This is a genomic window from Bacillus sp. DU-106, from assembly GCF_004799705.1.
Lineage (GTDB): Bacteria > Bacillota > Bacilli > Bacillales > Bacillaceae_G > Bacillus_A > Bacillus_A cereus.
Map to the genome: position 1 here is coordinate 4,409,667 of NZ_CP026607.1, position 26,522 is coordinate 4,436,188.

The following is a 26,522-nucleotide window of genomic DNA, read 5'->3' on the forward strand; positions in this document are numbered from 1 at the left end:
TATCTTACAGTTTTGTCATTTTTCTCATCAATGTATGATATTCTTCATCTTTTGCAAATTGGAACGTGAATGTTGTCCCTTCTCCTTCAGCCGATTGAACATACATTCCATGATGTAAATTATCGCAAATTTCCTTCGTAATATATAAACCCATTCCAGTCGCTTCTCTCGTTTTACGGCCATTTACCCCCGTAAAGAATGGATCAAATATACGCTTTACATCTTGCTCTGGAATACCGATTCCATTGTCCTTAATATGTAATAACACCTTTTGGTCTTTCTCTTCAATTTGAAATTGAATTTCTTTTTTCTCTGCCGCTGAAATTTTTGTATACTTAATTGCATTTACAACAATTTGACCTATAGCAATACTTAGCCATTTTCTATCAGAGGCAACCATACAAGTATCTTCTTCAAACATCACTTTCGGAAATACAGACGATTGAATGAAGGATTTCCGATTTTCATTAATAATACCTCGCACGACATCTATAACATTTACTACTTCTACCTTATAATCTTTCGCAAACTGCTCTAGTCTTGCCATATGTAACGCTAAATCTAAACCATTTAGTATACGATTATTTTCTTCACGAATACTTTCAACTGTTGCTCTTGCCTCACGATGCTCTTTGCCAAACTTTTGCAGCAATAATTCAATAACAGATACTGGTGTTTTCATTTGGTGAATCCATTGGTTCATAAATATCATTTGCTGTTGCTCTTTCGCATGCTGTTTATGAACTTCATTCATATATTGCTGTCTTAATAACGTAAAAGATTCAACGACCATTTCTTGCTCTGATGTATAAGATTCATCAATAAGTAAAGAGTCATGTAATGTATTTCCACCAGTAACATACTTTTCGATCCTCTTTAAAAACACACTCCGTTTTCGGTAATCGTAAATGAGGTATACAGTAAACACAACTGTTCCTAATAAAAGTCCATATAACCATGTACTCCAATCAATGGATCGCTTTTCTAAAAGACTTTGCAACTGTAAAACGAGCCCAAATAAACAAAGGCTAACAATATAAGAAAGAATTAAAGAAAAGCGGTCCATGAGGTAAATTTTAACCTTCATGCCCTTCGCCCCACTCCGTAAGAAGCGCATAACCATATCCACGTTTCGTTACAATTGCATTTTTAATGCCTAACTCCTCTAGTTTCTTCCTTACACGTTTTACATTTACGGTTAATGTATTATCATCCACAAATGCTACTTCATCCCATAGAGCTTCTAACAGTTCTTCGCGCGTTACATATTGATTCACCTGTTTCATTAAACACTCTAATAAGTAAAACTCATTTTTTGTCAGTTCAGTTTGTTGTCCTTGCCACTCAACAATATGCTGAGACGGGAATAACAACAGTCCATTTACACCTAAACAATCACTCTCAGCAGCAGAAGCATACTCTCCGTAACCACGGCGAAGCGCACTCTTCACCTTTGCCATTACGATATCTAAATGGAATGGCTTCGTAATATAATCATCGCCGCCATTTTCAATCGCCATTACTTGGTCCATTTCTCCTGTTCTTGCAGAAACAAAAATAATTGGCGCATTCGATACAGTACGAATTTGACGACACCAATAAAAACCGTCAAAGTACGGTAAATTAATATCAAGTAACACGAGATGAGGATTCACTTTTACAAACTCATCTTTTATTTGACGTAAATCACTTGCTCTAAATGATTGATAGCCATATCTTTCTAAATGCTCTTCTAATATTCCCGCGATTTTCTCATCATCTTCTACAATTAATATTTTATACATGTTCGTTTTCTCCCCATAAAAAATTCTTCTAAAAACCACTCCCTTTTTATTATAAATTGAAAATTTAATTAGTGGGGATTTTTTCCTATATAAATCCGATTTTTACGATATAAAAAAAGACTGCCGTATTTCGGCAGTCTTAATCGATAAATTCAAATTCATATTCAAGAATTTTTACAATATCTCCGTCTTTTGCACCACGTGCACGAAGCGCTTCATCAATACCCATTCCGCGCATTTGACGAGCGAAACGACGTACAGATTCATCACGTGAGAAGTCTGTCATCTTGAATGTTTTCTCGATATCGTAACCAGAGATAACAAACGTGCCATCACTTTCACGTGTAATTTCAAATTTAACACCTTCAGTATCAAATTTGTACATTACACTTGTATCAGACTCATCCGCAACTTCATGTATTGGGAATTCTGGTGTTGTTTCTATTAAGTTCGCTACTTCAAACAGTAAGTCACGAACACCTTGTCTTGTTACAGCTGAGATTGGGAAGATTTTTACTTCGTCTCCCACTTTCTCTTTAAATGCTTGTAAGTTTTCTTCTGCATCTGGCATATCCATTTTGTTTGCAACAACAACTTGCGGACGCTCAGTTAAGCGAAGATTGTATTCTTTCAATTCATTATTAATCGTTACGTAATCTTCATATGGATCACGGCCTTCTAAACCAGACATATCAATAACATGCACGATTACACGTGTACGCTCAATATGACGTAAGAATTGGTGTCCAAGTCCGACGCCAGCATGTGCGCCTTCAATTAGTCCTGGAAGGTCAGCCATAACGAAGCTGCGGTTATCACCAGTTTCAACAACACCAAGATTCGGAACGATTGTTGTGAAGTGATACTCTGCAATTTTCGGACGCGCTGATGATACAACAGATAATAATGTAGATTTACCTACACTTGGGAATCCAACAAGTCCAACGTCTGCTAGTACTTTAAGTTCTAGAATAACATCACGCTCTTGACCTGGTTCCCCGTTCTCAGCGATTTCTGGCGCTGGGTTCGTAGCTGTTGCGAAACGTGAGTTACCACGGCCACCACGGCCACCTTTTGCAATTACAGCAGTTTGTCCATGCGTTACTAAATCGGCAAGAATTTGACCAGTTTTTTCATCTTTTACTACTGTTCCTGGCGGAACCTTTACAAGTAAATCTTCAGATTTACGTCCGTGCTGACCTTTACTCATTCCGTGCTGACCGCGATCAGCTTTGAAATGACGTTGGTAGCGGAAGTCCATTAATGTACGTAAGCCTTCCTCAACTACGAAAACAACATCTGCACCTTTACCTCCGTCGCCACCTGCTGGGCCACCTTTTGGTACATACTTCTCACGACGATACGCAACCATACCATTACCACCGTCGCCGCCTTTTACATATATCTTGACCTGATCTACAAACATTATTTCACCACACTTTTTTCAATTGGTTGTAATATAACTGAGACTTCTTCGTCTCGCACTGTATAAGAAATGGAATACCATTTATTGTTTTGGGTCGCAAGCCAATTCTGTAGTTCTTCTACACTCGTTAGCTTACCACGAAAATCAAAAAAGAAACGAGCATTATCCGCGTCACATTCAATTGTGATACAAACATAATTTTCAACATATACGTCTAAACTATGCTGAAGCATCGAGAAAAATTGATTCGTCCATGTACATACAGTCTCATCTAAGTGAGATAAGTTATGTAATTTCCCTAATACTTCGTACTCCAATAAGCACGGCTGCTGTTTCCAATTATATGTTAAAATCCACTCTGAAAATAAAGGCATTGATAGCCCCATCAGATTGGATTCTTGTCTCGCTTCTTGGACAAAACGATCGATGAGACTATGAATTTCTTCCACTTTTCCAAGGGAAAGGTTTCCTTTCACCATCTGCATACGATTGAGCCAATCATGTCTTGAATGGCGCAATGCATCTATAATTGTCCATTTTTCATTCATTTAGATACCCCTTAATATAGAAAAACTCTAACCTGCACTCAGGTTAGAGTTTTCCGTGAGTTCTTATGCTTCTTGAGCAACAGGATATACGCTCACTTGTTTGCGGTCACGACCAAGACGCTCAAAGCGTACTACGCCGTCAACTTTCGCGTATAAAGTGTCATCGCCACCACGACCAACGTTAACACCTGGATAAATTTTTGTACCGCGTTGACGGTAAAGAATTGAACCACCTGTAACCGTTTGACCATCTGCGCGTTTAGCACCAAGACGTTTTGACTGAGAGTCACGACCGTTCTTTGTACTACCTACACCTTTCTTAGATGCGAAAAACTGAAGATCTAATCTTAACATACGTTACACCTCCTGCACTTTTTCTATTAAACGGATATACTTTCCGTAATCAAGTTCGATCGTCTTAAGCGAAACAACTAATCCTTCTAAAAGCGTTTGTGCTTTTTCTGCTGCATGAACGTCTAAATCATTAGGCAATTCATACGTTAAGAATCCGCCATCACTTCCGAGTTCAATAGTTGCTTGCACATTACAAAGTTCTTCCACTGCATTTATAGAACCAAACACAACCGCTGTAGTTCCAGCACAGACAAGGTCTTGTCCATGTGGCGCATAATCGGCATGTCCAGTCATTTTAAATGATTGGATACTTCCTAATTTCGTGCGACTTATCGTAATTTTAATCATGTTAACCAGAATTAAGCGTTGATAGCTTCAACAACTAGCTTAGTGTAAGGTTGACGATGACCTTGTTTCTTACGATTGTTCTTTTTCGCTTTGTATTTGAAAACGATGATTTTCTTAGCGCGACCTTGTTTTTCAACTTTCGCAGTAACTGTTGCACCTTCTACAACTGGGCTACCAACTTTAACGTTTTCGCCACCAACGAAAAGAACTTTGTCAAAAGTAACAGTTTCACCAGCTTCAACATCTAATTTTTCAATGTAGATTGCTTGACCAGCTTCAACTTTAATTTGTTTTCCACCTGTTTCGATAATTGCGTACATACTTGCACCTCCTCTTAATTACTAAGACTCGCCAAAAACGAGGTAGACATAAATGCCTTTAGGGAACCTGTCTTGTGCGGTTGTAGCATATAGCCGTTTAGGTGCTATAAACTATAACATAAAGATGTTATCATGAATCATAGACGGTTGTCAATAAATGTTCTGCTAACTATTTTTTCCGTTCTACAATTTCTTTTTTACTTCCAAAACGAACGATAGCATACTTTTCGATAATATCATCTTTGAAATAAATTTCAAATGGAATATTTTTTTGTAATCCTTTTTGCAAAAACTGTTTTTGCAGTTCTTTAGGCGCAGCGATTAATACTGCTTCATCTTCTATATTGCCATATGTGATTAGTTCTCTCTCTAACTCATACGCAATTGTTTCATGCGACATCACATAACCCGTCGCTTTGCAAGGTACACACTCTTTTAATAATACGTCCCGTAAAGAATGCTTTTTACGTTTACGTGTCATTTCCAAAATCCCTAGCTCCGTAAAGCCGAGCACCCTTGTATATGTTCGGTCATCTTGCATAGCAGCTATGAGACATTCTCTTACCTTTTCTTTATCTTCTCTTTTTTTCATATTAATAAAATCAATTAATATCATACCACCAATATCACGAAGTCTTAATTGGCGTGCAATTTCTTCAGCGGCTAGCTCATTTGTGCGAAGTACTGTATCTTGTAAATTTTGTTTTCCCGTAAACTTGCCCGTATTCACATCAATTACAGTCATCGTCTCCATTTGTTCTACAATTAAATAAGCACCATTTGGAAGCCAAACAATTTTTTGGAGTGCTTTCTCAATCTCACGCTCTATTCCAAAATGGTTAAACATCGAAGACTTTTCATTATAAAAAGATACTTTTTCTTTTCCAACTTTGTCTTCTAATTCCTTTACTATACTTCTTGTATCTACAACTACTTTTTCAATTGTTTCAATTGGGTTCTCTTGAAATACACGATCTAAAAAGGTCGCCGGTCGATGAAGTAATAACGGCACCTTTCCTTGACCCTCTTTTCTTTTTAACTCTTCATACAACTGTTGTAATCCTTGCATTTCAGCTTGTATTTCTTCAATTGCTCCTTTTTCAGAAGCAGAACGGAAAATGTACCCCCCCGTTCCCTCTATTTCAATTTGGAGTAACTGTTGTCTTCTTTTATTATTTTTTATTTTTCGAGAAACAGCGCGCATCTCATCAAACGGCATATAAACGACATATTTCCCGGTAAATTCTATATTCGCTGTCAATTTAGGCCCTTTCGTATCAATTGCCTCTTTCACAACTTGTACGAGTATCGCTTGCCCTTCATGTATACGATAAGAAGATGGTACATCATCGTATGAAAGGTAAGCATGTTTTTCTAAACCGATGTTTACAAAAGCTGCATTCATTCCAGCAATTGTTCTTACGACACGTCCAACATAAATATGCCCAACAATCTCTTGCTCTTCATTACGTTTCCATAAAAACTCAACAATCTTTTTCTTCTCTTCAATTGCAACGCGCTTTTCCGAACCAGCGTAATTCACATATAACGTTTTCAAAATTATTTCCTCACTTTATAATCTTCTTTGCTTTTACAATAATAAAAGGTTAGTGCTATCGTCAACACTAACCGATTAATTCTTCAACTGATGAAGTTGTTCGTTTTTCAGTAAAATATGCATAGAGCAATTCATTTTCATCCAATGTGTAATGCTCTTTATATTTTCCACGGACGATAATAGAATGCTTATATCCTCTACGAAATTTTGTGAAAATCGTATATAAACGATCTTCCGTTTGCACTTCAATAGGTGCAATCTTTTCGATTCCTCTTTTGTTTCCATAATAACGTTCTAATAAAAAACGCATAAATGCATACCGTCTTTGTTTCCACTCTTGATATAATGACACTGCTAAAAATATGAGTAGTACCCACATCATAATATTGTTACTATTCCAAAGTAACTGCCATCCTAATATTACACTAAAAAAAACACATGACAATTGCATCATCTTTTCATGTGCTTGTAAATAAGGGAAACGATATGATAATACATTAAACAATACTTTCCCGCCATCTAACGGCCAAATAGGAAGTAAATTGAATGCTAAAATAATTATATTATTCCACATGAAGAAATAATATAAATCTGCATTCAGCCAACCAGCTTTGAACAACATATAACCTACCAGCATCATCCAAACATGTTGAATCGGTCCTGCAATTACGACAACAAGTTCCTCTTTCAATGACTTATTACCATGTTCCTCAAGCTCGGCAACGCCACCAAACGGCAAAAGCTGAATTCTTTTTATACGCCAATTATAGTGTGCTGCTGCAAAAGCATGCCCAAGTTCATGAATAAGAACAATACAAAATAACAGTAGTAACTCTTTAAAACGCGCAGTAAAAATACCAATGACAATAATAACCCAAAATAATGGATGCACGGAAATTTTCGTTAAAACGTCCCTATATTTAATCAAATGATATCACCTGGATCGGATCAATAAATTTCTCATTCTTTTTTATCGCGAAATAAAACTTTCCATTTTTATCATTTGTATCATTACTCACCGTTCCAATTTTTTGTTTCTTTGAAACGTAATCATATAATTTCACTGACATATCGTTTAAGTTTGCATACCATGACTCCGTACCATCTGCATGTTGAATTTGAACTGTATTTCCAAGTTCCTCTTTCTTGCCTGCAAAAACAACTAACCCTTCATTTACTGACTCCACTTTTGCATTTGTAGCTGTTTGGACAAATACACCTTGGCCATTTTTTTGAAACCCTTGCATTACCTTTCCAGAAGCAGGAATTGCATAATCTTTTTGCTGAATACTTCCTTCTTTTTTCTCGTTCGGCGAATAGAATACAAGCGGTTTTCCAAATTGCTTTTCGTACCATTTCGCTACAGTAGCAAACTGAAATTCCTCTTTCATTACTTTTTCTGTAACAGCTTTAGCTCCATTGAATGAAGAAGGAGCATTCTTATATAAAATAGCAACCGAAAGAACTAATATTGCTGATAATAAAACTTTGAAGAAAAAGACTTCCTTTCGAAATAAAGGATGCATTTCCTTTTCTCCATCTTCAATAAATACTGCTTCACTATCAAAATTCCCTCCGTTAAAATACTGCTCTTCCTCCATCCTTTCTTGCTCGGCCTTCCTTTTTGCAATCCGCTTTTTAATTTCTTCTACGCGTCTATTCTTCATACTGTCTCCTTTCTTTCGTTAAGCTAATTTCATTAGAAACAGTTGTATACAGTTTGTACATATGTATGAGCTAAGAAAGAAAGATATTCGTGTGAAGAAAAAAGAAAGCACCTCGCATATGTGCGAAGTGCTCTTAACGGATTCCAAAGAAGTTTTTCACCTTTGCAAATACCGATACCTTTTCTTGTTCAAATGCTTGTAATGGTACATTCTCACCTAACAAGCGTCTTGCAATATTACGATAAGCCAACGCTGCTTTTCCGCTTGGTTGCAACGCCACAGGTTCACCTGTATTTGTAGCTCGAATAACTTCATCGTCATCTTCGACAACACCAAGAAGCTCGATTGACAATGTACGTACAATTTCATCAACATCTAACATATCCTGTTCATGAAGCATATGACTACGTACACGGTTAATAACAAGTTTGGGTGGTTCAATATCCTCTTTTTCTAAAAGCCCAATAATACGATCCGCATCGCGCATTGAGGATACTTCTGGAGTCGTAACAACGATTGCTTTATCCGCACCAGCTACCGCATTTTTAAATCCCTGCTCAATCCCCGCAGGACAATCGATTAATATGTAATCATAATCTTGACGTAATACTTGTATTAATTCATCCATTTGTTCAGGTGTTACCGCTGATTTATCACTCGTTTGTGCTGCAGGTAATAAATAAAGATCATCAAAACGTTTGTCTTTAATAAGAGCCTGAGGTAAACGGCAACGCCCTTCAACGACATCAACAAGATCAAATACAATACGATTTTCCAGCCCCATTACTACGTCTAAATTTCGAAGACCGATATCTGTGTCAATTAAGCACACTTTCTTTCCAGATAACGCTAGGGCCGTACCAATGTTCGCAGATGTAGTAGTTTTACCTACTCCGCCTTTTCCAGATGTAATTACTATTGCCTCTCCCACAGCTATACAATTCCCCTTTCTAACTTTGTTAAATTAGGTCTAAGATGAGTGAGAAGTTGCAGGCGATCGACAACAATGTGATTGTTCTCATTAATATACGCACATTCTGCCGCCTCCGCTCCGTCTTCTTTCTCTTCCGGAGCCCGCATTGCCACATCACTAATTCGAAGTTGCATCGGGTTCATAACAGATGCAGCGATTACAGCATCCGAATCCCCATAATACCCAGCATGTGCAATTCCTCTTAATGATCCTACGACAAAAATATTCCCCCCAGCGATAACCGTTCCGCCTGGATTAACATCTCCAATTAACAACAAATTTCCTTTTACATGTAAAACTTGTCCAGAGCGAACAATTTTGGAAATAGGGACAATTTCTGTTTCTTCTTTCCAAGCTATTGCTTCTGCTTTAGTGATAACATCACTTTCAATTGAATCCACAACAAGATTCTTTTTATTACGAATTAACGTACGAATCTCTTCTTGTTGGACTTCTGTTAAATAACGATTTCCTACTTTCACATGCACTTCAATTAAAGAGCGCCCATCACCATCGTAGTAATGTGTAGAAAGTTTTTCGTCTAATTCCATCAATAATTCTGAGAATGAACAACAATCATCTAAATGAAGCGTTATCCCATCTTTTGTCCCTTTTATCGTTACATTTTGTTGCTTTTTTTCTTCCACTAAAGTTCACCCCACCGATTCAATTCGACATAAAATTAGAAAATCCTTTTTTCTTTTTCTTCCATCGCTTTTGAAAGACGCACTATATATCGTCTCAGTGGGAAACAAACTATCAATAAGAAAATAGCATTTAACAATAAAGTAGAAAGGAGACGATCTGTGAAAAAGACATACGCTGGCATATGAGTACGTCCTAATAAAGTTAAGAATCCATACACATAATACTCTAGTGCTACAACGCTAGCTAATATGATAGAAACAACAATAAATAAATTCAATTGTAGTACTTTCATCACACTATATACTAAATAAGCTAAAATCGGATAAGCAAAAATATATATCCCGACAAGTTCTGTGTATACGGTATCAAATAAGAAGCCAAATAATAGTCCGTAATAAATCCCTTGGACCGGACTATAATACACTGTAATAAAACATAAGACGATTATAAAGAAATGCGGTGCTGCTATGCTGTCTTTCCAAAATACATCCGTTGGAACAACAGTAGCAAACATATTTTCAAATAGAAACACAAAAAGGAGCAAAAGAGGAAGAGCTGCTCTTTTTAATATCTTCATCATCTCTTCTTCTCCTCCTATTCTAATGGCGCTGAAGGTGTTGCACGTTTAGCAACCGTAATATGCTCTACGTCATTTAAATCAGCGGCAGGTTTTACATAAGCTGTTTTTGTTAAGCCATATGCATCCGGCTGAACTTCAACGATTTTTCCAATTACAAGACCTTTCGGGAAAATATCACCCAGTCCAGATGTTACAACTAGTTGATCTTTCTCTACCGGTGCATCAGAGCCAATCTTTGTGAAAAGAAGTAATTGCTTTTCTTTGTCATAACCTTCAATCAATCCAAAGATTTTCTCTTGCCCTTGTACAATAGCAGAAACGCGATTTGTTCGGCTCATAGAACTTAGTAATTCTACTGATGATGTAAACTGAGATACACTTTTCACTCTTCCAACTAACCCTTGTGAAGTTACTACAGCCATATCTTTTTTAATTCCTTGCTGTGCCCCTTTATCAATTCCAATTAAATCGTACCATTTATCTGGATTACGAGAAACAACAGTAGCTGGAATTTCAGTATACCCGCTATTTAACTCTTTTTTACCAGTTAGCTCTTGTAACTTCTTGTTATCATCTTCTAATTGTTTTACTTTCCCTGATAGACCTGCATAATTATCTAATTTTGCTTTTAATTCTTTATTCTCTTCATACGTGCGCTTTACATCCTCTACATTTTCGAAGAATCCAGCTACGTATTTCGCTGGCTTTTGGAATACACGTTCTACAACACCGACAGTATCTTTAACAAACTGCTCTGGCCATGTTAAACTGTTCCGTTCTTTCAATGAGATTCCAATCAATGCCACGAGAAGAATAATACTAACCAACAAAACAATTAATCTTTTGTTTAAGAAAAACTGTGGCACGTTCACACCCTCTTAATTTCACTGATTTTTATTTTGCAATATTATCGAGCAGCAGTTTTGAAAAGATCGATATTGTCTAATGCTTTACCTGTTCCAATTGCTACGCAATCTAATGGATCTTCTGCAACAAGAACTGGCATTTTCGTTTCTTCACTAATTACTTTATCTAAATTACGTAGTAATGCCCCGCCACCTGTTAATACGATACCGCGGTCCATAATATCAGCCGCTAATTCAGGTGGAGTTTTTTCTAACGTATTTTTAACTGATTCTACAATCGCATCTACTGTATCTTTTAATGCATCTGCAATTTCTTCTGGCTGAATTAGTACTGTTTTTGGTAAACCACTTACTAAATCACGACCGCGAATTTCCATAGGCTCGATACCTTCTGGCTCGCCTGCAGAACCAATTTCTAATTTTAATGCTTCAGCTGTTCTTTCACCGATCATTAAGTTATAGCTTTTCTTAATGTACTGAATGATTGAATCGTCCATATCATCACCAGCAACACGGACTGACTGGCTTGTTACAATACCACCTAGAGAAATAATTGCAACTTCTGTTGTACCGCCACCGATATCAACAACCATACTACCAGTTGGTTCCCAAACAGGTAAGTTTGCACCAATTGCTGCTGCAAATGGCTCTTCGATAGGATAAGCATCACGAGCACCCGCTTGACGAGTCGCATCGATTACTGCACGTCTTTCTACAGCTGTAATACCAGATGGTACACATACCATTACATACGGCTTACGTGAGAAGAAACCGTTTGATTTTTGAGCTTGTTGAATGTAATATTTCATCATTGTTGCAGTTGTTTCATAATCAGCAATTACACCGTCTTTCATCGGGCGAAGTGCCACAACGTTCCCTGGTGTACGACCAATCATTTGTTTTGCATCGCTACCTACAGCAACGATTTGTTTCGTATCAGTTTGTAACGCAACTACTGAAGGTTCACGTAAAACTACACCTTTTCCTTTTACATATACAAGCGTGTTCGCAGTTCCTAAGTCTATTCCAAGATCGCGAGTAAATCCACCAAATCCAAACATATTATTTATCTTCCTTTCTTGTTTTCACGGACTCATTTTTTCTTACTTTATATTATAAAAACAGTACGTTTTTTATATCTTTATCCTTTTTGTAGATAAATTTCTACAAAAAACTCATAAATCACATTATAAAACAAAATAAGTAAAAAGCATAGTCTTAAATATGACCTTTTTCCTTTAAACTCACGAATTTATGGTCACCTATTATAATATGATCAAGCACTTCAATTCCGATAATCTGGCCGCATTCTACTAAGCGTTTTGTTACTGCAATATCTTCACGGCTCGGCGTGGGATCTCCTGAGGGATGGTTATGAAGACATATGATAGAGGCTGCTGCACGACGGAAGGCTTCTTTAAAAACTTCCCTCGGGTGTACAATTGACGTGTTTAAACTTCCAATAAAGATCGTTTGCCTATGTATAACTTGATTTTTTGTATTTAAATATAAACAAACAAAATGCTCTTGTTGTAAAAAACGCATTTCTTCCATCATGTATTTCGCACAATCTTCTGGACTTCGAATACTATATCTATTTTGATATTCTAAACGTACCATTCTTCTGCCTAATTCAAAGGCTGCCATAAGTTGCGATGCCTTTGAAATCCCAATACCATGTATACTAATTAGCTCTTCTAATGTTGCATCTTTCAACATACGTAAGCCATCAAATTGATGTAAAATTTTATCTGATAACTTTAAAACTGTTTCTTCTTTAGAACCTGTTCTGAGTAACACTGCGAGAAGCTCTCGATTTGATAAACTTCCAGCACCTTCTAACAATAAACGCTCCCGTGGCTGTTCTTCTCTTACAACATCACGAATACCGTTCATCTCTCCACCCCTTTATTTGTTCTCTCAAAGAAAACCCCATGCAATTTTACGCATGGGTTACATCAATATCAAATTGTTTTAATTCCCGAACGAGACGTGCAATTGGTAAGCCAACTACACTATAGTAGTCCCCTTGAATATTTTGAACGAAAATAGATCCTTTACCTTGAATCCCATAACTACCGGCTTTATCAAGAGGTTCTTTCGACGCGACGTATGTATCAATTTCCTCTTCTGTTAACTCCCAAAATGTAACTTCTGTACGCTCATAAAAAGTAACCGTTTTTTCTTTTGCTATAATTGCAACACCTGTATACACTTCATGTGTTTTCCCTGATAGTAATTGCAACATCTCTTTCGCCTCATCCTCATTAGAAGGCTTACCAAGAATACGCGACTCATATGTAACAATTGTATCTGCACCTAACACAATGTGATCACTATTATTTTCTGCCACCGCTGATGCTTTTTGCAAGGCAAGCGACATTACAATATCAGAAGGCGATGAATATGCACCAATTGTTTCCTCTACTTCACTTACAACGATTTCAAATGGCACACTAGCTAACTCAAGCAATTCCTTCCTCCGAGGTGACCCTGAAGCTAAAATTATTTTTCTCATATTTTCTCCTTCCTTTCTCACATGAAGCAGAACAATTTATATTAATCGTATCAAAGGAATAGTTTGTCCACAAATGAAAGAAATATTAATTTCTCTAACTAAAATAACACTTCTTTATTGCATACGATTATATTCCTGTCATAGAGAAAGCACTTTGCTCTAAATTCAAAAGAAAAGAAAGAAGTACATGTACTTCTTTCTTACTCATTTTATTATCCTATCATTTCACTTTCTACGAAACAATTTTTTCATACGAGAGTAAACCATCAATAATAACTTGATTTAATTTCGCCAAAGATTCCTTATCCATCTTCCCATCTTTTACTGTTTGTACAGCTACCGACGTATACATATACAGTTTCTTTGCTTCTTCTTGTTTCATACTTTTCCCTTCTTTTTCAACCTTTTTCCATTCTTTTTCAATTACTTCTATATCTTTTGCGCTGCTTTTTCCACCAACTTGTACGCTAGAAGCATATTTTGCTAAATGAGTGTATAATGGCTGCACTTTTGTTAAAAATGTTCCTACTTCTTTATCATCTTTCAGCAATGCTTTATCTGTTATATCCCAGTTCTTTTTTAAAACGGAGACACCATCATTTTTATACTTAGTCATTAATTGATTTATAGACTGTTCATCGCTAGCAATACCAACAACTATTGCATACTTATCACCGCTCGGTCTTAAAGCACCAATGCCCCCATTGCCTTTCCATTCTTCAAGAGCTGCCTGTCCCTTTTCTTCAGAAGAATAAAGCCCCCCTTGAACAAAAAATAATTTCATTGGATCCAATGACGTTCCTGCTTGTGCTTTTTGTTTTTCTTCTTTCGGTGCTGGTGTTTGTTCTGCCGTTCCACCCACCTTTGATTCTCCATTTCCAGTCGGCCTTGAAGCTGTCACTTCACTTCCTCCTGTCGTTCCTTGTCCAGTAAGTAAATGAAGCATCCCCATTCCAAACGCCGTACCGATAATGATTGCAGTTGCAACGATTACAATTAATGTATTACTCCACTTCTTTCGGTATTTTTCCACAGACATTGATTTCCCTTTTTGAAACGGAACAACATTTTTCGGTCGTTCATTTTCTACTACCATCCATTCAAATTCATCTTTCTTTTTTTCCTCATACTTCGCTTCTGTTCCATTCACTTTCACTGAGATCGTTCGTGATTGCTTGTCCATACACTCACACCTCACCTCTTATCGTTGTCCGCATCATATCATATTCATTTCATAAAAAAACGAGATATTTGTCAGAGGAATTCGCCAAATAACCCTATATATTTATCTTATATGTATGCATTTGACTTCATTTGTAGAACAAAAAAACTAGATAGCAAAGACTATCTAGTTTTTCTCGCAAATATATTTTCGTACTTCAGAAATGAAATAAAGAGAACCTGTTATAATAAAAACATCATTTTCTGCTATCATTTCAACTTTTGTATCAATTGCCTCTTTCCAATTTTCAAAAACTAATTTTGATTCTTTCTGTGAATATGATGCAAGCTTATCAGCAGAAATAGCACGATCAAAGGCGAATGTTGTAAAAATAATTTCATCTGCAATGGTTTCTAATTGGCCTACCATGTTATGTAATTGTTTATCACCAAGGGCAGTAAATAACACTATTACATTTTTATCTTTGTAATGCGCTTCTACTGTTTTCACAAGGCTTTCGATACCTTCTGGATTATGAGCACCATCTATAATAATATCTGGATTACTTTGCAGTTTTTCAAAGCGCCCCACCCAATACGCTTCCTGTAATCCAGTTCTTATTTCTTCTTCCTCAATTAAAAATGATAAGTATGTTCTTACATACATGACTGCCATAAGCGCAAGTGCTGCGTTTCCTACTTGGTGGCTGCCTTTCATTGTGATTCGCACATCTTCAAAAGAGGCGAAAGGACAAGTGAAATCGAACTGTTCTCCATCTTCACTAGACTGTTTATGTAATGCTGTAAAATGGTTGCCCATCTCGTATAAGTTTGCATGATTTTCCTTTGCAACATTTTGAATGACTTGCAAAGCTTCTTCATCTTGTACACCAGTAATTACCGGCACGCCAGACTTAATAATCCCCGCCTTTTCATATGCAATTTCTCCTAGTGTATTTCCTAAAATATGCATATGATCGTGACCGATATTCGTAATAATCGTGAGAACAGGGTGTATAACATTGGTAGAATCAAAACGTCCACCAAGCCCTGTTTCAAATAAAACAACATCACAGAAATTGAATTTGCCGAAATAGCAAATCGCCATAACAGTAATAATTTCAAACTCTGTCGCTTCCCCTAAATCCGTTTCATCTAGTTTTTCCACGACTGGTTTTACCAGCTTTACAAGTTCAGTAATCTCTTCGTCTGCAATTGGTGTTCCATTCACACTAATGCGTTCATTAAATGATTCGATGTAAGGAGAGGTAAACGTTCCTACCTTATATTTCGCGCCTTCTAACATGTAACGCATATATGTTAACGTTGAACCTTTTCCATTTGTACCAGCAAGATGAACACATTTGATATGACGCTCTGGATTTCCAAGTTCTTCTAACATCCATCTCATTCTTTCTAATCCTGGCTTAATTCCAAATTTCAATCGGCTATGGATCCACCCTATCGCTTCTTCGTATGTATGTATCACGTATATTTTTCCCCTTTCAAAAGACAACTTTCATAGTTCTATTATACGCAAAGAAAAGAGACTCACCAATATAGTGAGTCTCTAAAAACATTTTTACTTTTCAAGATCTGCTAGACGTTGACGAACTGCTTCGCGTTTTTCTAGGTAATCTTGCTCTTTCGCACGCTCTCCTTCAATAACCGCTGCAGGAGCTTTCGCTACGAAACCTTGGTTAGAAAGTTTCTTCTGTACACGTTCTACTTCTTTATCGAACTTCTCAAGTTCTTTCTCAAGACGAGCTCTCTCTTCATCAAGATTGATAAGATCAGCTAACGGTAAGAATAACTCTGCACCTGATACGATTGCAGTCATTGCCTTTTCTGGCGCTTGTAAGTCTGTTTGAATTGTTAATTCGCTTGGGTTACAGAAACGCTCAATGTAAGAGCTGTTTTTCGTAAGTTGAGCAAGTACAGCCTCATCTTTTGCTTTAATTTGCATTTGAACTTTTTTGCTCATTGGCGTATTTACTTCTGCACGGATGTTACGAACAGAGCGAATGATATCAACTAGAAGGTGCATTTCTGCCGCAGCCTCCGTATCTTGTAAATCTTCGCGAACTGTTGGCCACGCAGCTACTGTAATAGACTCGCCTTCATGCGGTAAATGTTGCCAAATTTTCTCTGTTACGAATGGCATGAATGGGTGTAATAGACGCATTGTTTGATCTAATACGTAAGCTAAAATAGAACGAGTTGTTTTCTTAGCTGCTTCATCTTCACCGTATAGTGGAAGTTTCGCCATTTCAATATACCAATCACAGAAATCGTCCCAAATGAAGTTGTATAATGAACGACCAGCTTCACCGAACTCATATTTATCCATGTTACGTGTTACGCTTTCGATTGTTTCGTTTAAGCGAGTTAAGATCCACTTATCCGCAACTGATTTTTCGCCAGTTAAATCGATTTCTTCATACTTCATATCATCCATGTTCATTAATACGAAACGTGATGCGTTCCAAATTTTATTAATGAAGTTCCAAGTAGATTCTACTTTTTCCATGCTGAAACGTAAATCTTGACCTGGTGCACTTCCTGTTGATAAGAAGAAACGCATCGCATCTGCACCGTACTTCTCGATAACATCCATTGGATCAATACCGTTACCAAGAGATTTACTCATTTTACGACCTTGCTCGTCACGAACTAAACCGTGAATTAATACATCTTTAAATGGACGCTCGCCTGTAAACTCTAAACCTTGGAAAATCATACGAGATACCCAGAAGAAGATAATATCATAACCCGTTACTAGTGCATCTGTTGAATAGTAACGTTTGAAGTCTGCTGAATCTTCATTTGGCCAACCAAGTGTGGAGAATGGCCATAATGCTGAACTGAACCATGTATCAAGTACATCGTTATCTTGATTCCAGTTTTCAATATCTGCTGGTGCTTCTGTACCTACGTATACTTCACCAGTTTCTTTATGGTACCAAGCTGGAATACGGTGTCCCCACCATAATTGACGAGAAATACACCAGTCATGAATATTTTCCATCCAACGTAAATATGTGTTTTCAAAACGCTCTGGTACGAACGTTACTTTTTCTTCTTCTTTTTGTTGAAGCGCTACTGCTTTTTCAGCAAGTGGAGCCATTTTTACGAACCACTGTGTTGATAAATAAGGCTCAACAACCGCACCGCTACGCTCACTATGACCTACTGAATGCATATGTGGCTCGATTTCTACTAATACGCCAGCTTCTTGTAAGTCTTTTACTAATTCTTTACGGCATTCGAAACGATCCATACCGTTATACTTACCAGCTTTTTCGTTCATCGATCCATCTTCGTTCATTACTAAGATGCGTGGTAAGTCATGACGGTTACCTACTTCAAAGTCATTCGGGTCATGAGCTGGTGTAATTTTTACAACGCCCGTGCCGAAATCTTTTTCTACGTACTCATCAGCAATAATCGGAATCTCACGGCCTACGATTGGAAGTGTAACTGTTTTTCCGATTAAATGTTTGTAACGATCGTCTTCTGGATGAACTGCTACTGCTGTATCACCAAGCATCGTTTCTGGACGAGTAGTAGCAAGACGAATGTGACCAGAACCATCTGTTAACGGATAGTTCATATGGTAGAATGCACCTTGAACTTCTTTATGAATTACTTCAATATCAGAAAGAGCTGTACGTGTTGCTGGATCCCAGTTGATGATATATTCACCACGGTAAATTAAGCCTTTTTCGTATAATTGAACGAATACTTTATTAACCGCATCTGATAAACCTTTGTCTAATGTGAAGCGTTCACGAGAATAGTCTAGTCCTAAACCAACTTTCCCCCATTGTTGACGAATGTGAGAAGCGTACTCTTCTTTCCACTCCCAAGCTTTTTCAAGGAATTTTTCACGGCCAAGATCGTAACGTGAAATACCTTCTTCACGAAGTTTTCCTTCTACTTTCGCTTGTGTTGCGATACCAGCATGGTCCATTCCTGGAAGCCATAGTACATCGTATCCTTGCATACGCTTCGTACGAGTTAAAATATCTTGAAGAGTTGTATCCCAAGCATGACCTAAGTGTAACTTACCAGTTACGTTCGGAGGTGGAATTACAATTGTATACGGTTGTTTCTTCTCGTCTCCTGTTGCTTCAAAATATTTGCCTTCAAGCCACCATTGATAAAGGCCTTCTTCAACGGACATATGATCATATTTAGTTGGTAAATTCTTTTCCGTGTTTGACATTATTTTCCCTCCTTAAAATAAAAAATGTCCCTCATCCAAAAAGGACGAGGAACATCGCGGTACCACCTTTATTTACAAACAAATTCATAATTTGCTTATACTCTTAATTTGATAACGGACAAATCCGTCTTTTCCTAATAAGAACTATTCCGTTCAGAAAAGATGCTCCAGGGCTACCTTCTAACATAACTATCTAGAGAATCTCCCAGCTAATGATTCTCCTCTCTGAAGACGTTTCATGTTATACTCTTCCCCTTCAAGGCATTTATATGATTGTTAATTATTATATACAATAGTGTAAAAAACGAAACCTTATTCGTCAAGATAAATTTAAAACTACAGCTTTTGGTGCCAAAAAGAAGATAAGTAGAATCCTCTACTTATCTTCTTTACCCCGCTATTTGTGGGCAGTAAGACCTCCACCTCAAAACTCAGCTGAAGCAAAGAAGTTAGATGGGAGCCCTGGTGCCCGTAAACGCCCAATTAGTGAAGGCTAATCATCAGCGGGGAATGTTTACTTTATCCGTTCCCTTGCTGGGCAGCTTGTAATTGTGACAGGAAATATTCTATATTGCTAACGAGCCAATGCGATTGTTGCAAACTCTTTACTCCGCGCAGTTCATTTTCCTCGTTACGATTATCTCTTCTTTTCTTATAAGACTGGATTTGCCGAATAAATTGCGATGGATACGTCATATACGCAAACATAAGTAGTTGCTCTTCTTTCGTAAAAGGGAAATTTTTTTGATACATTTGAAACCATTCAAACCGATCACTTCTTGCGATTGGATATGTGTTTAAAGACCGTGAATAAAAACCTACTATATCTTGCACAGGCGTTGCAAACTTCGATTTTTCTAAACTAATAAAATAGCCATTCCGTTCATAGTCAAATAAAAAATGATTCAGTGACACATTACCATGCACAAAAGTAATACGCGTTTTCTCCTTTTCTTTCATCGCATCGTTCCACTCATTTAATTGCTTCGTTGCAAATTCACGCGCTCTCATTACATGATGATAGTACGTACAATATTGCAATTCAAACGGGGACATATACCATTTTGATTCAGATTCTACGAGAAACTCTTCTAACATCTCACCATCATTTTCCCAACGATCGGATATACTTGTATAATGTTTTTCTAAATCTTCTTCCGTATACGTTTCTTCCTTCACAGTTTTTTGATGCAACGTTCCAAGTGTCTGAAACATTTTATGGTATTGATCATTGTCCTCACCGTTTCCTTCTGCACGTTCTAACCAAGGCATTAAATAATAATTATACGTCCCGTCACTTAAAATATAACTTCCATCCGTCGCATGATATATAGGTACATAATTTGAAAAACCTTTCTCCTTCAAATATTGAATATGATGCAGAAAGTTATTCCGCTCTAACTTTCTGCCTTCTATTTTCTTGAGTGCATATGGACCTTGATTCGTATAAATTTTCATTACATTTCCGTGCTCTTCCATATGCTGCGTATCCAATCTATATTGCCTCACGATAGGTTCATAGTGATTTCGCAACTCAATATCCATACGAATAACCCTTTCTATTCAAAACATAGCCTCTAAGAAAGGAAGTGAGTGAAAACACTCACTTCCTTATTTCGCCTTTACCCTTGAAACGGGAATATAAATAATTTGCCCCGTATTTAAAAATATATCTTCTGTTTGATTGACACGGTATAAATTTTGTACAGACGTTTCATAACGGTCTGCAATAGATTCAATTGTATCCCCTTCTTGCACGAAATACATTCTTAACTTTGTAAATTCTTCTTCCGGTTCTTTCGTAAATAGTTTTGTTAAATAAAGCGCATTTTCATCTCGCTGTGAGTACTCTTCTTCTTGTTCTTCCTGCTTTTTCGCTTTTTCTTTCTTGAAATCTTTTCGTCCGAACAGTTCAAATTGCGGCGTTGTTTCTTGCTCCTCTTCACGTTCCACAAATTCATGTTCTTCTATTTTCTCTTCTTCTAATTCCTGCTCTTTTCTTTCCTCTAATTGGAACGGTTCAAATGCGTAATCTTCCCACTCATCTGATTCCTTATATGCTGGTTCTTCTACATGCGGCGCCGGTCTATTTTCATCCTCTTGCGCTGAATCTTCTTCTAACTCAGCATACACCGTTTCTTCCTCTTCAACTTCATCCTCGCTTCTCTCTTCATCACACAAACCGGTAATAGATATATCCGCTAATAATTGTAAGCAACCATTTTCCTTTAATTCATAATCAAATTCCTCGATTGATACATATAGCTCTTCAATTACTTTCACTCGATTTCTCGGAATTGATATTTCAAGTGGAAAGGAATGAACAAGTTCATTAACCCCATCTTCTCTTGTTTCTACATAATCAATTGACTTTGCTGGCGATAGTTCTCTTAATGAATACGCGGAATCATCTTTTCGTGCAACATACTCTCCCGTTAAATCTAATTGTCCTCTCACGATTACTTCATGATCAAGCTCTTCTATCTCAACGTCTGGATCTAACGAAATTGACAAAAGTTCTTCGACTTCCTGTCCTTTTTGGAACCACACAGATTCTTTTAATGAAAATCGTAATGAATGATCTGTAGCCACTTCTTTTCCCCCTCCCAAACTATATGTCATTACAGATTTATGTGTGGGAAGCTTACTTTATGAATAAAAAAAATCGCTCCCCTTATGGAGAGCGATTTTCTCTAATACACTACGCTTTTAATTTTGACATTGCAATTTCAGCTGCTGCAATCGTCGCTTCAATATCTGCATCACTATGTGCTGTCGATAAGAATAAACCTTCGAATTGAGATGGTGGTAAGAATACACCTTGTTCTACCATTTCACGATAGTAAGCCGCAAAGAATTCTAAGTTTGAAGATTTTGCTGCATCGTAATTAATAACGGGTTCATCTGTAAAGAAAATACCAATCATAGAGCCTGCACGGTTAATATGATGCGGAATGCCATGTTTTTCAGCTGCTTTACGTAATCCAGCTTCTAACATTTCAGCTTTACGCTCAAATTCTACATATGATTCTGGCGTTAACTGTACTAACGTTTCATAACCTGCCGCCATTGCAAGTGGATTACCTGATAAAGTACCAGCTTGGTAAATCGGTCCGCTTGGCGCAACTTGGCGCATAATTTCTGCTTTACCACCGTATGCTCCTACCGGTAAACCACCACCGATTACTTTACCTAGGCATGTTAAATCAGGCGTTACGCCATAATAACCTTGGCCACAATTATAAGCTACTCGGAACCCTGTCATTACTTCATCAAAAATAAGCAATGCACCGTTTTGTTCTGTTACTTCACGAAGACCTTCTAAAAATCCAGGCTGCGGAGGAACAACCCCCATATTTCCTGCTACTGGTTCTACAATTACACAAGCAATATCATCACCGAATTGTTCAAACGCGTATTTTACGCTTTCTAAATCGTTATAAGCTACTGTAATCGTATTTTTCGCTACACCTTCTGGTACACCAGGACTATCTGGTAAACCTAAAGTCGCCACACCAGAACCAGCTTTAATTAATAACGAATCACCATGACCGTGGTAACAACCAATAAATTTCAAGATTTTATTACGACCTGTATAACCACGAGCTAAGCGTAGTGCACTCATTGTTGCTTCCGTTCCAGAGTTAACCATACGCACAATCTCAATTGATGGCACGCGCTCAATAACAAGTTTTGCCAATTTATTTTCAATTTCTGTTGGTGCACCGAAGCTTGTACCTCTTTCAGCAACAGATTTTAACGCTTCTACAACACGATCATTTGCATGACCATGAATTAAAGGACCCCATGATAATACGTAGTCGATGTATTCATTCCCATCGATATCATATACTTTAGAGCCTTTTCCACGCTCCATAAACAACGGATTCATCCCAACAGACTTAAAGGCACGAACCGGGCTATTTACGCCACCAGGCATTAAGTCTTGCGCCTCTTCAAACGCTGCAATTGACTTATCAAACTTTTTCATTATTTAGCGCCTCCTTCTTGTAACCATCTTGCTGCATCTTTTGCATGATACGTAATAATTAAATCTGCCCCTGCACGTTTCATACTAATTAATTTTTCAAGAACAACTTCTTTTTCATTAATCCAACCATTTTGCGCTGCCGCTTTAATCATCGAATATTCACCACTTACATTATAAGCGACAACTGGTAAATTAAAGTTATTTTTCACATCACGAACGATATCTAAGTAAGAAAGAGCTGGTTTTACGATTAAGAAATCTGCACCTTCCATTACATCTGATTCTGCTTCACGGAATGCTTCCATACGGTTTGCCGGATCCATTTGATATGTTTTACGGTCACCAAATTGCGGTGCACCGTGCGCAGCATCACGGAATGGTCCATAAAATGCTGATGAATATTTCACAGCGTACGACATAACTGGCACGTGTCCAAAACCATTTTCGTCTAATGCATGACGAATTGCTGTTACGAAGCCGTCCATCATGTTTGATGGCGCAATAATATCCGCTCCTGCTTTCGCTTGACTTACAGCTGTTTTCGCAAGAACTGCAAGAGACTCGTCATTTAAAATAATCCCATCTTCAATTACACCGCAATGACCATGGCTTGTAAATTGACATAAACATGTATCTGCAACTACTACTAGCTCAGGGAAATCACCTTTAATTTGCTGAATAGCACGTTGTACAATTCCATGATCACAGTATGCTGATGATCCAACTTCATCCTTTTCAGCAGGTAAACCAAATACAATAACAGAAAGAATACCTAAATCAACAACTTCTTGCATTTCAGCTTGCAATAAATCTAAAGACATTTGATATACGCCCGGCATAGAAGGAACTTCATTACGAACATTTTCACCTTCTAATACAAAAATAGGGTAAATAAAATCTTCCGTATGTAAAAACGTTTCACGCACAAGTGCACGCATGCCCCCGCTTTGTCTTAAACGACGATGACGATTAAATTGTAAAGAGTTCATAGATTTCTATCCCCATTCTTTCATTTTATAGATTCACAAACATATTGTAGTAATGCTTCTACAGTGTACTCTTTCGGCACAATAACAGACGAAAAATAAAGACTTGCCTCTTTTTCCGTAATAGGTCCTATACAAGCAATTGTACATTTTTTTGTCCATTCTCTCCAGTTTGTACCCTCAAGTAAACGAACAAAACTAGTAACAGTTGAAGGGCTCGTAAATGTAATAATGTCTACTTTCCCTAACTTCAATGCTGCTATAAGTTCTTGCTTTTTTTCTATATTCACTTTCGTACCGTATACGATTAGCTCATCTAGAGAAACACCAATTTCCCGAAGTGCAACCGGAATTACCTCTCTTGCTAAATTCCCTTTCGGAAATAAAATACGTTCGTTTCCACTTAATTCTTTTAGAAACTCTTCTGCAAATGCTTCTGCAACAAATGAAGTCGGAACAAAATGAACTTGATAGCCCCTTTTTTCTAACTCTAATTTTGTTTTCACACCTACCGCAGCGATTCTAATGGTTAGCGGTAGTTTCTTTTTTAAACTATCTAGAAAAAAAGCTACACCATTTCTGCTCGTAAAAATAACCCAGTCGTATGAATGTAGCTGCTCTTCAATATGTTGAATTTGCCTATGAGACATACCTTCCATACGCAAAAGCGGAATTTCCAATGGAATTCCGCTCTTTTCTTTCACTGCTACACTCATTTGTTTCGCTTGATGCTGGGCACGTGTAATCAATACCGTTTTTCCAGCGAGAGCGTTCATATTTATTGTTGCTCCTTATTTGCAGCAAGAATGAGTTCTTTGGCGCCTTGTTTAATTAAACGGTCCGCGGCCTCTAACCCTACTTCCTCAGGGTTAGTACCCACTACTGTCTCTTTTAATAAAACAGAGCCATCCATAGAGCCGACAAGAGCTGTTAATTCGATTGCATCGTTTTCTGTAAGGGTTGCATATCCAGCAATTGGAACTTGGCATCCACCTTCAAGTTTATGAAGAAATACTCGCTCCGCTGCCACTGTTCTTTCTGTTATCGTATCATTAATATGCGCTAACAACTGCAATAAATCCTTATCATCCTCACGACACTCAATCGCTAATGCACCTTGTCCTACAGCAGGTACACATAACGTATCATCTAAATGTTCTGTAATAACATCATTATCCCAGCCCATTCTTTGTAATCCAGCTGTCGCTAAAATAATCGCATCGTAATCTTCTTCTTTTAATTTACGTAAACGTGTATCGATATTCCCGCGAATCCACTTCACTTGTAAATCTGGTCTCGCAGCGAGTAGCTGTGCACTACGTCTTAAACTACTCGTACCTAAAATAGCACCTTCCGCTAACTCTTTAAACGATGCTCCATTTTTTGAGATAAAAGCATCACGAGGGTCAACACGCTTTGGTGTACAGCCAATCATTAAACCTTCTGGAAGTACGGCTGGCATATCTTTCATACTATGTACAGCCATATCGATTTCTTTCGTAAGTAACGCATGCTCAATTTCTTTAACGAACAAGCCTTTTCCGCCTACTTTTGAAAGAGTAACATCTAAAATAACATCACCTTTTGTGACAATTTCTTTCACTTCAAATTCATATGGTAGACCTAGGGCTTTTAACTGATCAATAAACCAGTTTGTTTGCGTTAATGCTAGTTTACTCTTTCGTGACCCTACAATAATTTTGCGCATAATTCTCTCTCCTCATTATAAATACCAAAAGTGGAAATTGGACAAACTGCTTAATAGAAAAATGTTTACTAGCATTACGAGAAACGATCCGATATTCCACTGTACAATTTTCTTACCTTGCAACACATCTGCCGCTCGTAAATATAAACCTGTGCAATACACAAATAGAACGACAAAAGATCCGATTACTTTCGTATCATACCAATGGAAATTATCCAATTTTGTATATCCCCATATACATCCTAATAAAATTGCTAGTAAGAAAAATGGAACAGAAAATAAATTTAATCCGTAAGACATAGATTCTAGCTTCGGTAAATTCCCTAACCTTCTTAATCTCGCATTCCATTTTTTCTTTTTTAATAGGCGATATTGCAATAAATACATAATAGAAAAAATGAACGATACAGTAAACGTTGCGTAAGAAATAATTGCCATACCGACATGCACGTATACAAGTTCTGAAACTAATTGTTCCGCAAGTACTGGCGACATCTTTCCGAGCGGTGTAAAAATAGAAAAAGCGCTTACGCCAAATGCTACAACATTTGTAAAAAAGACTAAAAAGTCAATTCTCATAAATCGATTAATAACTAACGACATCGTAATCAATAACCAAACATAAAAATAAATCCCTGATAATAAAGTTAAAATAGGATTCGTTTCTGAATCTGTAGCTCTAAGCAACATAAAAATAGACTGCAGGACCCATACAATCGCAAGTAACCAAAAAGCAAATCGGTTCGCCTTTCGGTTACTTTGGAAATAATCTATAAAATATAAACTAATGCTACAAGCATATAAAATAATTGCAATATGATAAATAATACTGTTATTTAAAAAACTCATCCGATCATC

Annotated in this window: 27 protein-coding genes and 2 other annotated features; all 27 genes read right to left on the reverse strand. The window is 37.3% G+C overall.

All coding sequences use genetic code 11. The features are described 5' to 3' along the window. Positions 1 to 4: 4 nt before the first annotated feature. The 27 genes from C3Y97_RS22430 to C3Y97_RS22555 all read right to left on the reverse strand — a co-directional run bounded on the left by C3Y97_RS22430 (position 5) and on the right by C3Y97_RS22555 (position 26,513). Entirely contained in the window at positions 5 to 1,087 is a 1,083-nt protein-coding gene (locus C3Y97_RS22430) for a HAMP domain-containing histidine kinase (RefSeq protein ID WP_000865181.1), read from the reverse strand. Continuing rightward, positions 1,077 to 1,784, reverse strand: a complete 708-nt coding sequence (locus C3Y97_RS22435; RefSeq protein WP_000276723.1) for a response regulator transcription factor — start codon at positions 1,782 to 1,784, stop codon at positions 1,077 to 1,079. The genes C3Y97_RS22430 and C3Y97_RS22435 overlap by 11 nt, the downstream gene beginning before the upstream one ends. Before the next feature lie 139 nt (positions 1,785 to 1,923). Beyond that, positions 1,924 to 3,210: a GTPase ObgE gene (obgE, locus tag C3Y97_RS22440; RefSeq protein ID WP_000497128.1), complete on the reverse strand. Its 1,287-nt coding sequence runs from the start codon at positions 3,208 to 3,210 to the stop codon at positions 1,924 to 1,926. Then, positions 3,210 to 3,758: a sporulation initiation phosphotransferase B gene (locus C3Y97_RS22445; RefSeq protein WP_001003584.1), complete on the reverse strand. Its 549-nt coding sequence runs from the start codon at positions 3,756 to 3,758 to the stop codon at positions 3,210 to 3,212. Before C3Y97_RS22445 ends, obgE begins: the two co-directional genes overlap by 1 nt. Positions 3,759 to 3,821: 63 nt before the next feature. Next, positions 3,822 to 4,112, reverse strand: coding sequence for a 50S ribosomal protein L27 (gene rpmA, locus C3Y97_RS27975; protein ID WP_000944958.1), 291 nt, complete (start codon positions 4,110 to 4,112; stop codon positions 3,822 to 3,824). A gap of 3 nt (positions 4,113 to 4,115) precedes the next feature. Further along, complete coding sequence (locus C3Y97_RS27980) at positions 4,116 to 4,460, reverse strand: ribosomal-processing cysteine protease Prp (protein WP_001973720.1); 345 nt, start codon at positions 4,458 to 4,460, stop codon at positions 4,116 to 4,118. An 11-nt stretch (positions 4,461 to 4,471) separates the two neighbouring features. Next, positions 4,472 to 4,780 carry a 50S ribosomal protein L21 gene (rplU, locus tag C3Y97_RS22455; RefSeq protein WP_000270907.1) on the reverse strand — a complete coding sequence of 103 codons (309 nt, stop codon included), beginning with the start codon at positions 4,778 to 4,780 and terminating at the stop codon, positions 4,472 to 4,474. Between the two features lie 14 nt (positions 4,781 to 4,794). Then, positions 4,795 to 4,872, reverse strand: a sequence feature (ribosomal protein L21 leader region). A gap of 77 nt (positions 4,873 to 4,949) precedes the next feature. Continuing rightward, entirely contained in the window at positions 4,950 to 6,338 is a 1,389-nt protein-coding gene (locus C3Y97_RS22460; RefSeq protein ID WP_000855491.1) for an Rne/Rng family ribonuclease, read from the reverse strand. 67 nt (positions 6,339 to 6,405) lie between these two features. Beyond that, positions 6,406 to 7,266 carry a stage IV sporulation intramembrane metalloprotease SpoIVFB gene (gene spoIVFB / locus C3Y97_RS22465; protein WP_000599058.1) on the reverse strand — a complete coding sequence of 287 codons (861 nt, stop codon included), beginning with the start codon at positions 7,264 to 7,266 and terminating at the stop codon, positions 6,406 to 6,408. Next, a complete protein-coding gene (gene spoIVFA / locus C3Y97_RS22470) occupies positions 7,259 to 8,005 on the reverse strand; it encodes a stage IV sporulation protein SpoIVFA (RefSeq protein ID WP_000797471.1) in 747 nt (248 codons plus the stop codon). Before spoIVFA ends, spoIVFB begins: the two co-directional genes overlap by 8 nt. Positions 8,006 to 8,138: 133 nt before the next feature. Beyond that, positions 8,139 to 8,936 (reverse strand): septum site-determining protein MinD, encoded by a 798-nt coding sequence (minD, locus tag C3Y97_RS22475; RefSeq protein WP_000503309.1) that lies wholly within the window; start codon positions 8,934 to 8,936, stop codon positions 8,139 to 8,141. A 2-nt stretch (positions 8,937 to 8,938) separates the two neighbouring features. Next, positions 8,939 to 9,625, reverse strand: coding sequence for a septum site-determining protein MinC (gene minC, locus C3Y97_RS22480; protein ID WP_000391521.1), 687 nt, complete (start codon positions 9,623 to 9,625; stop codon positions 8,939 to 8,941). A 35-nt stretch (positions 9,626 to 9,660) separates the two neighbouring features. Next, entirely contained in the window at positions 9,661 to 10,206 is a 546-nt protein-coding gene (gene mreD, locus C3Y97_RS22485; RefSeq protein WP_000975766.1) for a rod shape-determining protein MreD, read from the reverse strand. Between the two features lie 14 nt (positions 10,207 to 10,220). Beyond that, on the reverse strand, positions 10,221 to 11,072 hold the full coding sequence (gene mreC / locus C3Y97_RS22490) for a rod shape-determining protein MreC (protein ID WP_001135488.1): 852 nt from the start codon (positions 11,070 to 11,072) through the stop codon (positions 10,221 to 10,223). A gap of 41 nt (positions 11,073 to 11,113) precedes the next feature. Further along, positions 11,114 to 12,133, reverse strand: coding sequence for a cell shape-determining protein MreB (gene mreB / locus C3Y97_RS22495; protein WP_000466736.1), 1,020 nt, complete (start codon positions 12,131 to 12,133; stop codon positions 11,114 to 11,116). A 157-nt stretch (positions 12,134 to 12,290) separates the two neighbouring features. Then, on the reverse strand, positions 12,291 to 12,968 hold the full coding sequence (gene radC / locus C3Y97_RS22500) for a RadC family protein (protein WP_001013390.1): 678 nt from the start codon (positions 12,966 to 12,968) through the stop codon (positions 12,291 to 12,293). Positions 12,969 to 13,014: 46 nt separating this feature from the next. Then, positions 13,015 to 13,590 (reverse strand): Maf family protein, encoded by a 576-nt coding sequence (locus C3Y97_RS22505; protein ID WP_001226291.1) that lies wholly within the window; start codon positions 13,588 to 13,590, stop codon positions 13,015 to 13,017. Between the two features lie 232 nt (positions 13,591 to 13,822). Then, positions 13,823 to 14,773, reverse strand: a complete 951-nt coding sequence (locus C3Y97_RS22510) for a stage II sporulation protein B (RefSeq protein ID WP_136363652.1) — start codon at positions 14,771 to 14,773, stop codon at positions 13,823 to 13,825. A 165-nt stretch (positions 14,774 to 14,938) separates the two neighbouring features. Further along, positions 14,939 to 16,240, reverse strand: coding sequence for a bifunctional folylpolyglutamate synthase/dihydrofolate synthase (locus tag C3Y97_RS22515; protein ID WP_136363653.1), 1,302 nt, complete (start codon positions 16,238 to 16,240; stop codon positions 14,939 to 14,941). A 93-nt stretch (positions 16,241 to 16,333) separates the two neighbouring features. Continuing rightward, the gene (locus C3Y97_RS22520) at positions 16,334 to 18,979 is read right to left on the reverse strand and encodes a valine--tRNA ligase (RefSeq protein ID WP_000072244.1); all 2,646 of its coding nucleotides are present in this window, start codon (positions 18,977 to 18,979) and stop codon (positions 16,334 to 16,336) included. A 37-nt stretch (positions 18,980 to 19,016) separates the two neighbouring features. Continuing rightward, positions 19,017 to 19,248 (reverse strand) — a binding site (T-box leader). A gap of 250 nt (positions 19,249 to 19,498) precedes the next feature. After that, positions 19,499 to 20,524: a spore coat protein YsxE gene (ysxE, locus tag C3Y97_RS22525; protein ID WP_000350658.1), complete on the reverse strand. Its 1,026-nt coding sequence runs from the start codon at positions 20,522 to 20,524 to the stop codon at positions 19,499 to 19,501. Between the two features lie 66 nt (positions 20,525 to 20,590). Beyond that, on the reverse strand, positions 20,591 to 21,601 hold the full coding sequence (gene spoVID, locus C3Y97_RS22530) for a stage VI sporulation protein D (RefSeq protein ID WP_002024850.1): 1,011 nt from the start codon (positions 21,599 to 21,601) through the stop codon (positions 20,591 to 20,593). A 79-nt stretch (positions 21,602 to 21,680) separates the two neighbouring features. Further along, positions 21,681 to 22,970 (reverse strand): glutamate-1-semialdehyde 2,1-aminomutase, encoded by a 1,290-nt coding sequence (hemL, locus tag C3Y97_RS22535; RefSeq protein ID WP_000712943.1) that lies wholly within the window; start codon positions 22,968 to 22,970, stop codon positions 21,681 to 21,683. Next, positions 22,970 to 23,959, reverse strand: coding sequence for a porphobilinogen synthase (hemB, locus tag C3Y97_RS22540; protein ID WP_136363654.1), 990 nt, complete (start codon positions 23,957 to 23,959; stop codon positions 22,970 to 22,972). Before hemB ends, hemL begins: the two co-directional genes overlap by 1 nt. A gap of 20 nt (positions 23,960 to 23,979) precedes the next feature. After that, positions 23,980 to 24,732, reverse strand: a complete 753-nt coding sequence (hemD, locus tag C3Y97_RS22545) for a uroporphyrinogen-III synthase (RefSeq protein WP_071740488.1) — start codon at positions 24,730 to 24,732, stop codon at positions 23,980 to 23,982. 2 nt (positions 24,733 to 24,734) lie between these two features. After that, positions 24,735 to 25,664: a hydroxymethylbilane synthase gene (hemC, locus tag C3Y97_RS22550; protein ID WP_001226407.1), complete on the reverse strand. Its 930-nt coding sequence runs from the start codon at positions 25,662 to 25,664 to the stop codon at positions 24,735 to 24,737. Between the two features lie 15 nt (positions 25,665 to 25,679). Beyond that, positions 25,680 to 26,513, reverse strand: coding sequence for a cytochrome c biogenesis protein (locus C3Y97_RS22555; RefSeq protein WP_000008991.1), 834 nt, complete (start codon positions 26,511 to 26,513; stop codon positions 25,680 to 25,682). Between the last annotated feature and the right edge of the window lie 9 nt (positions 26,514 to 26,522).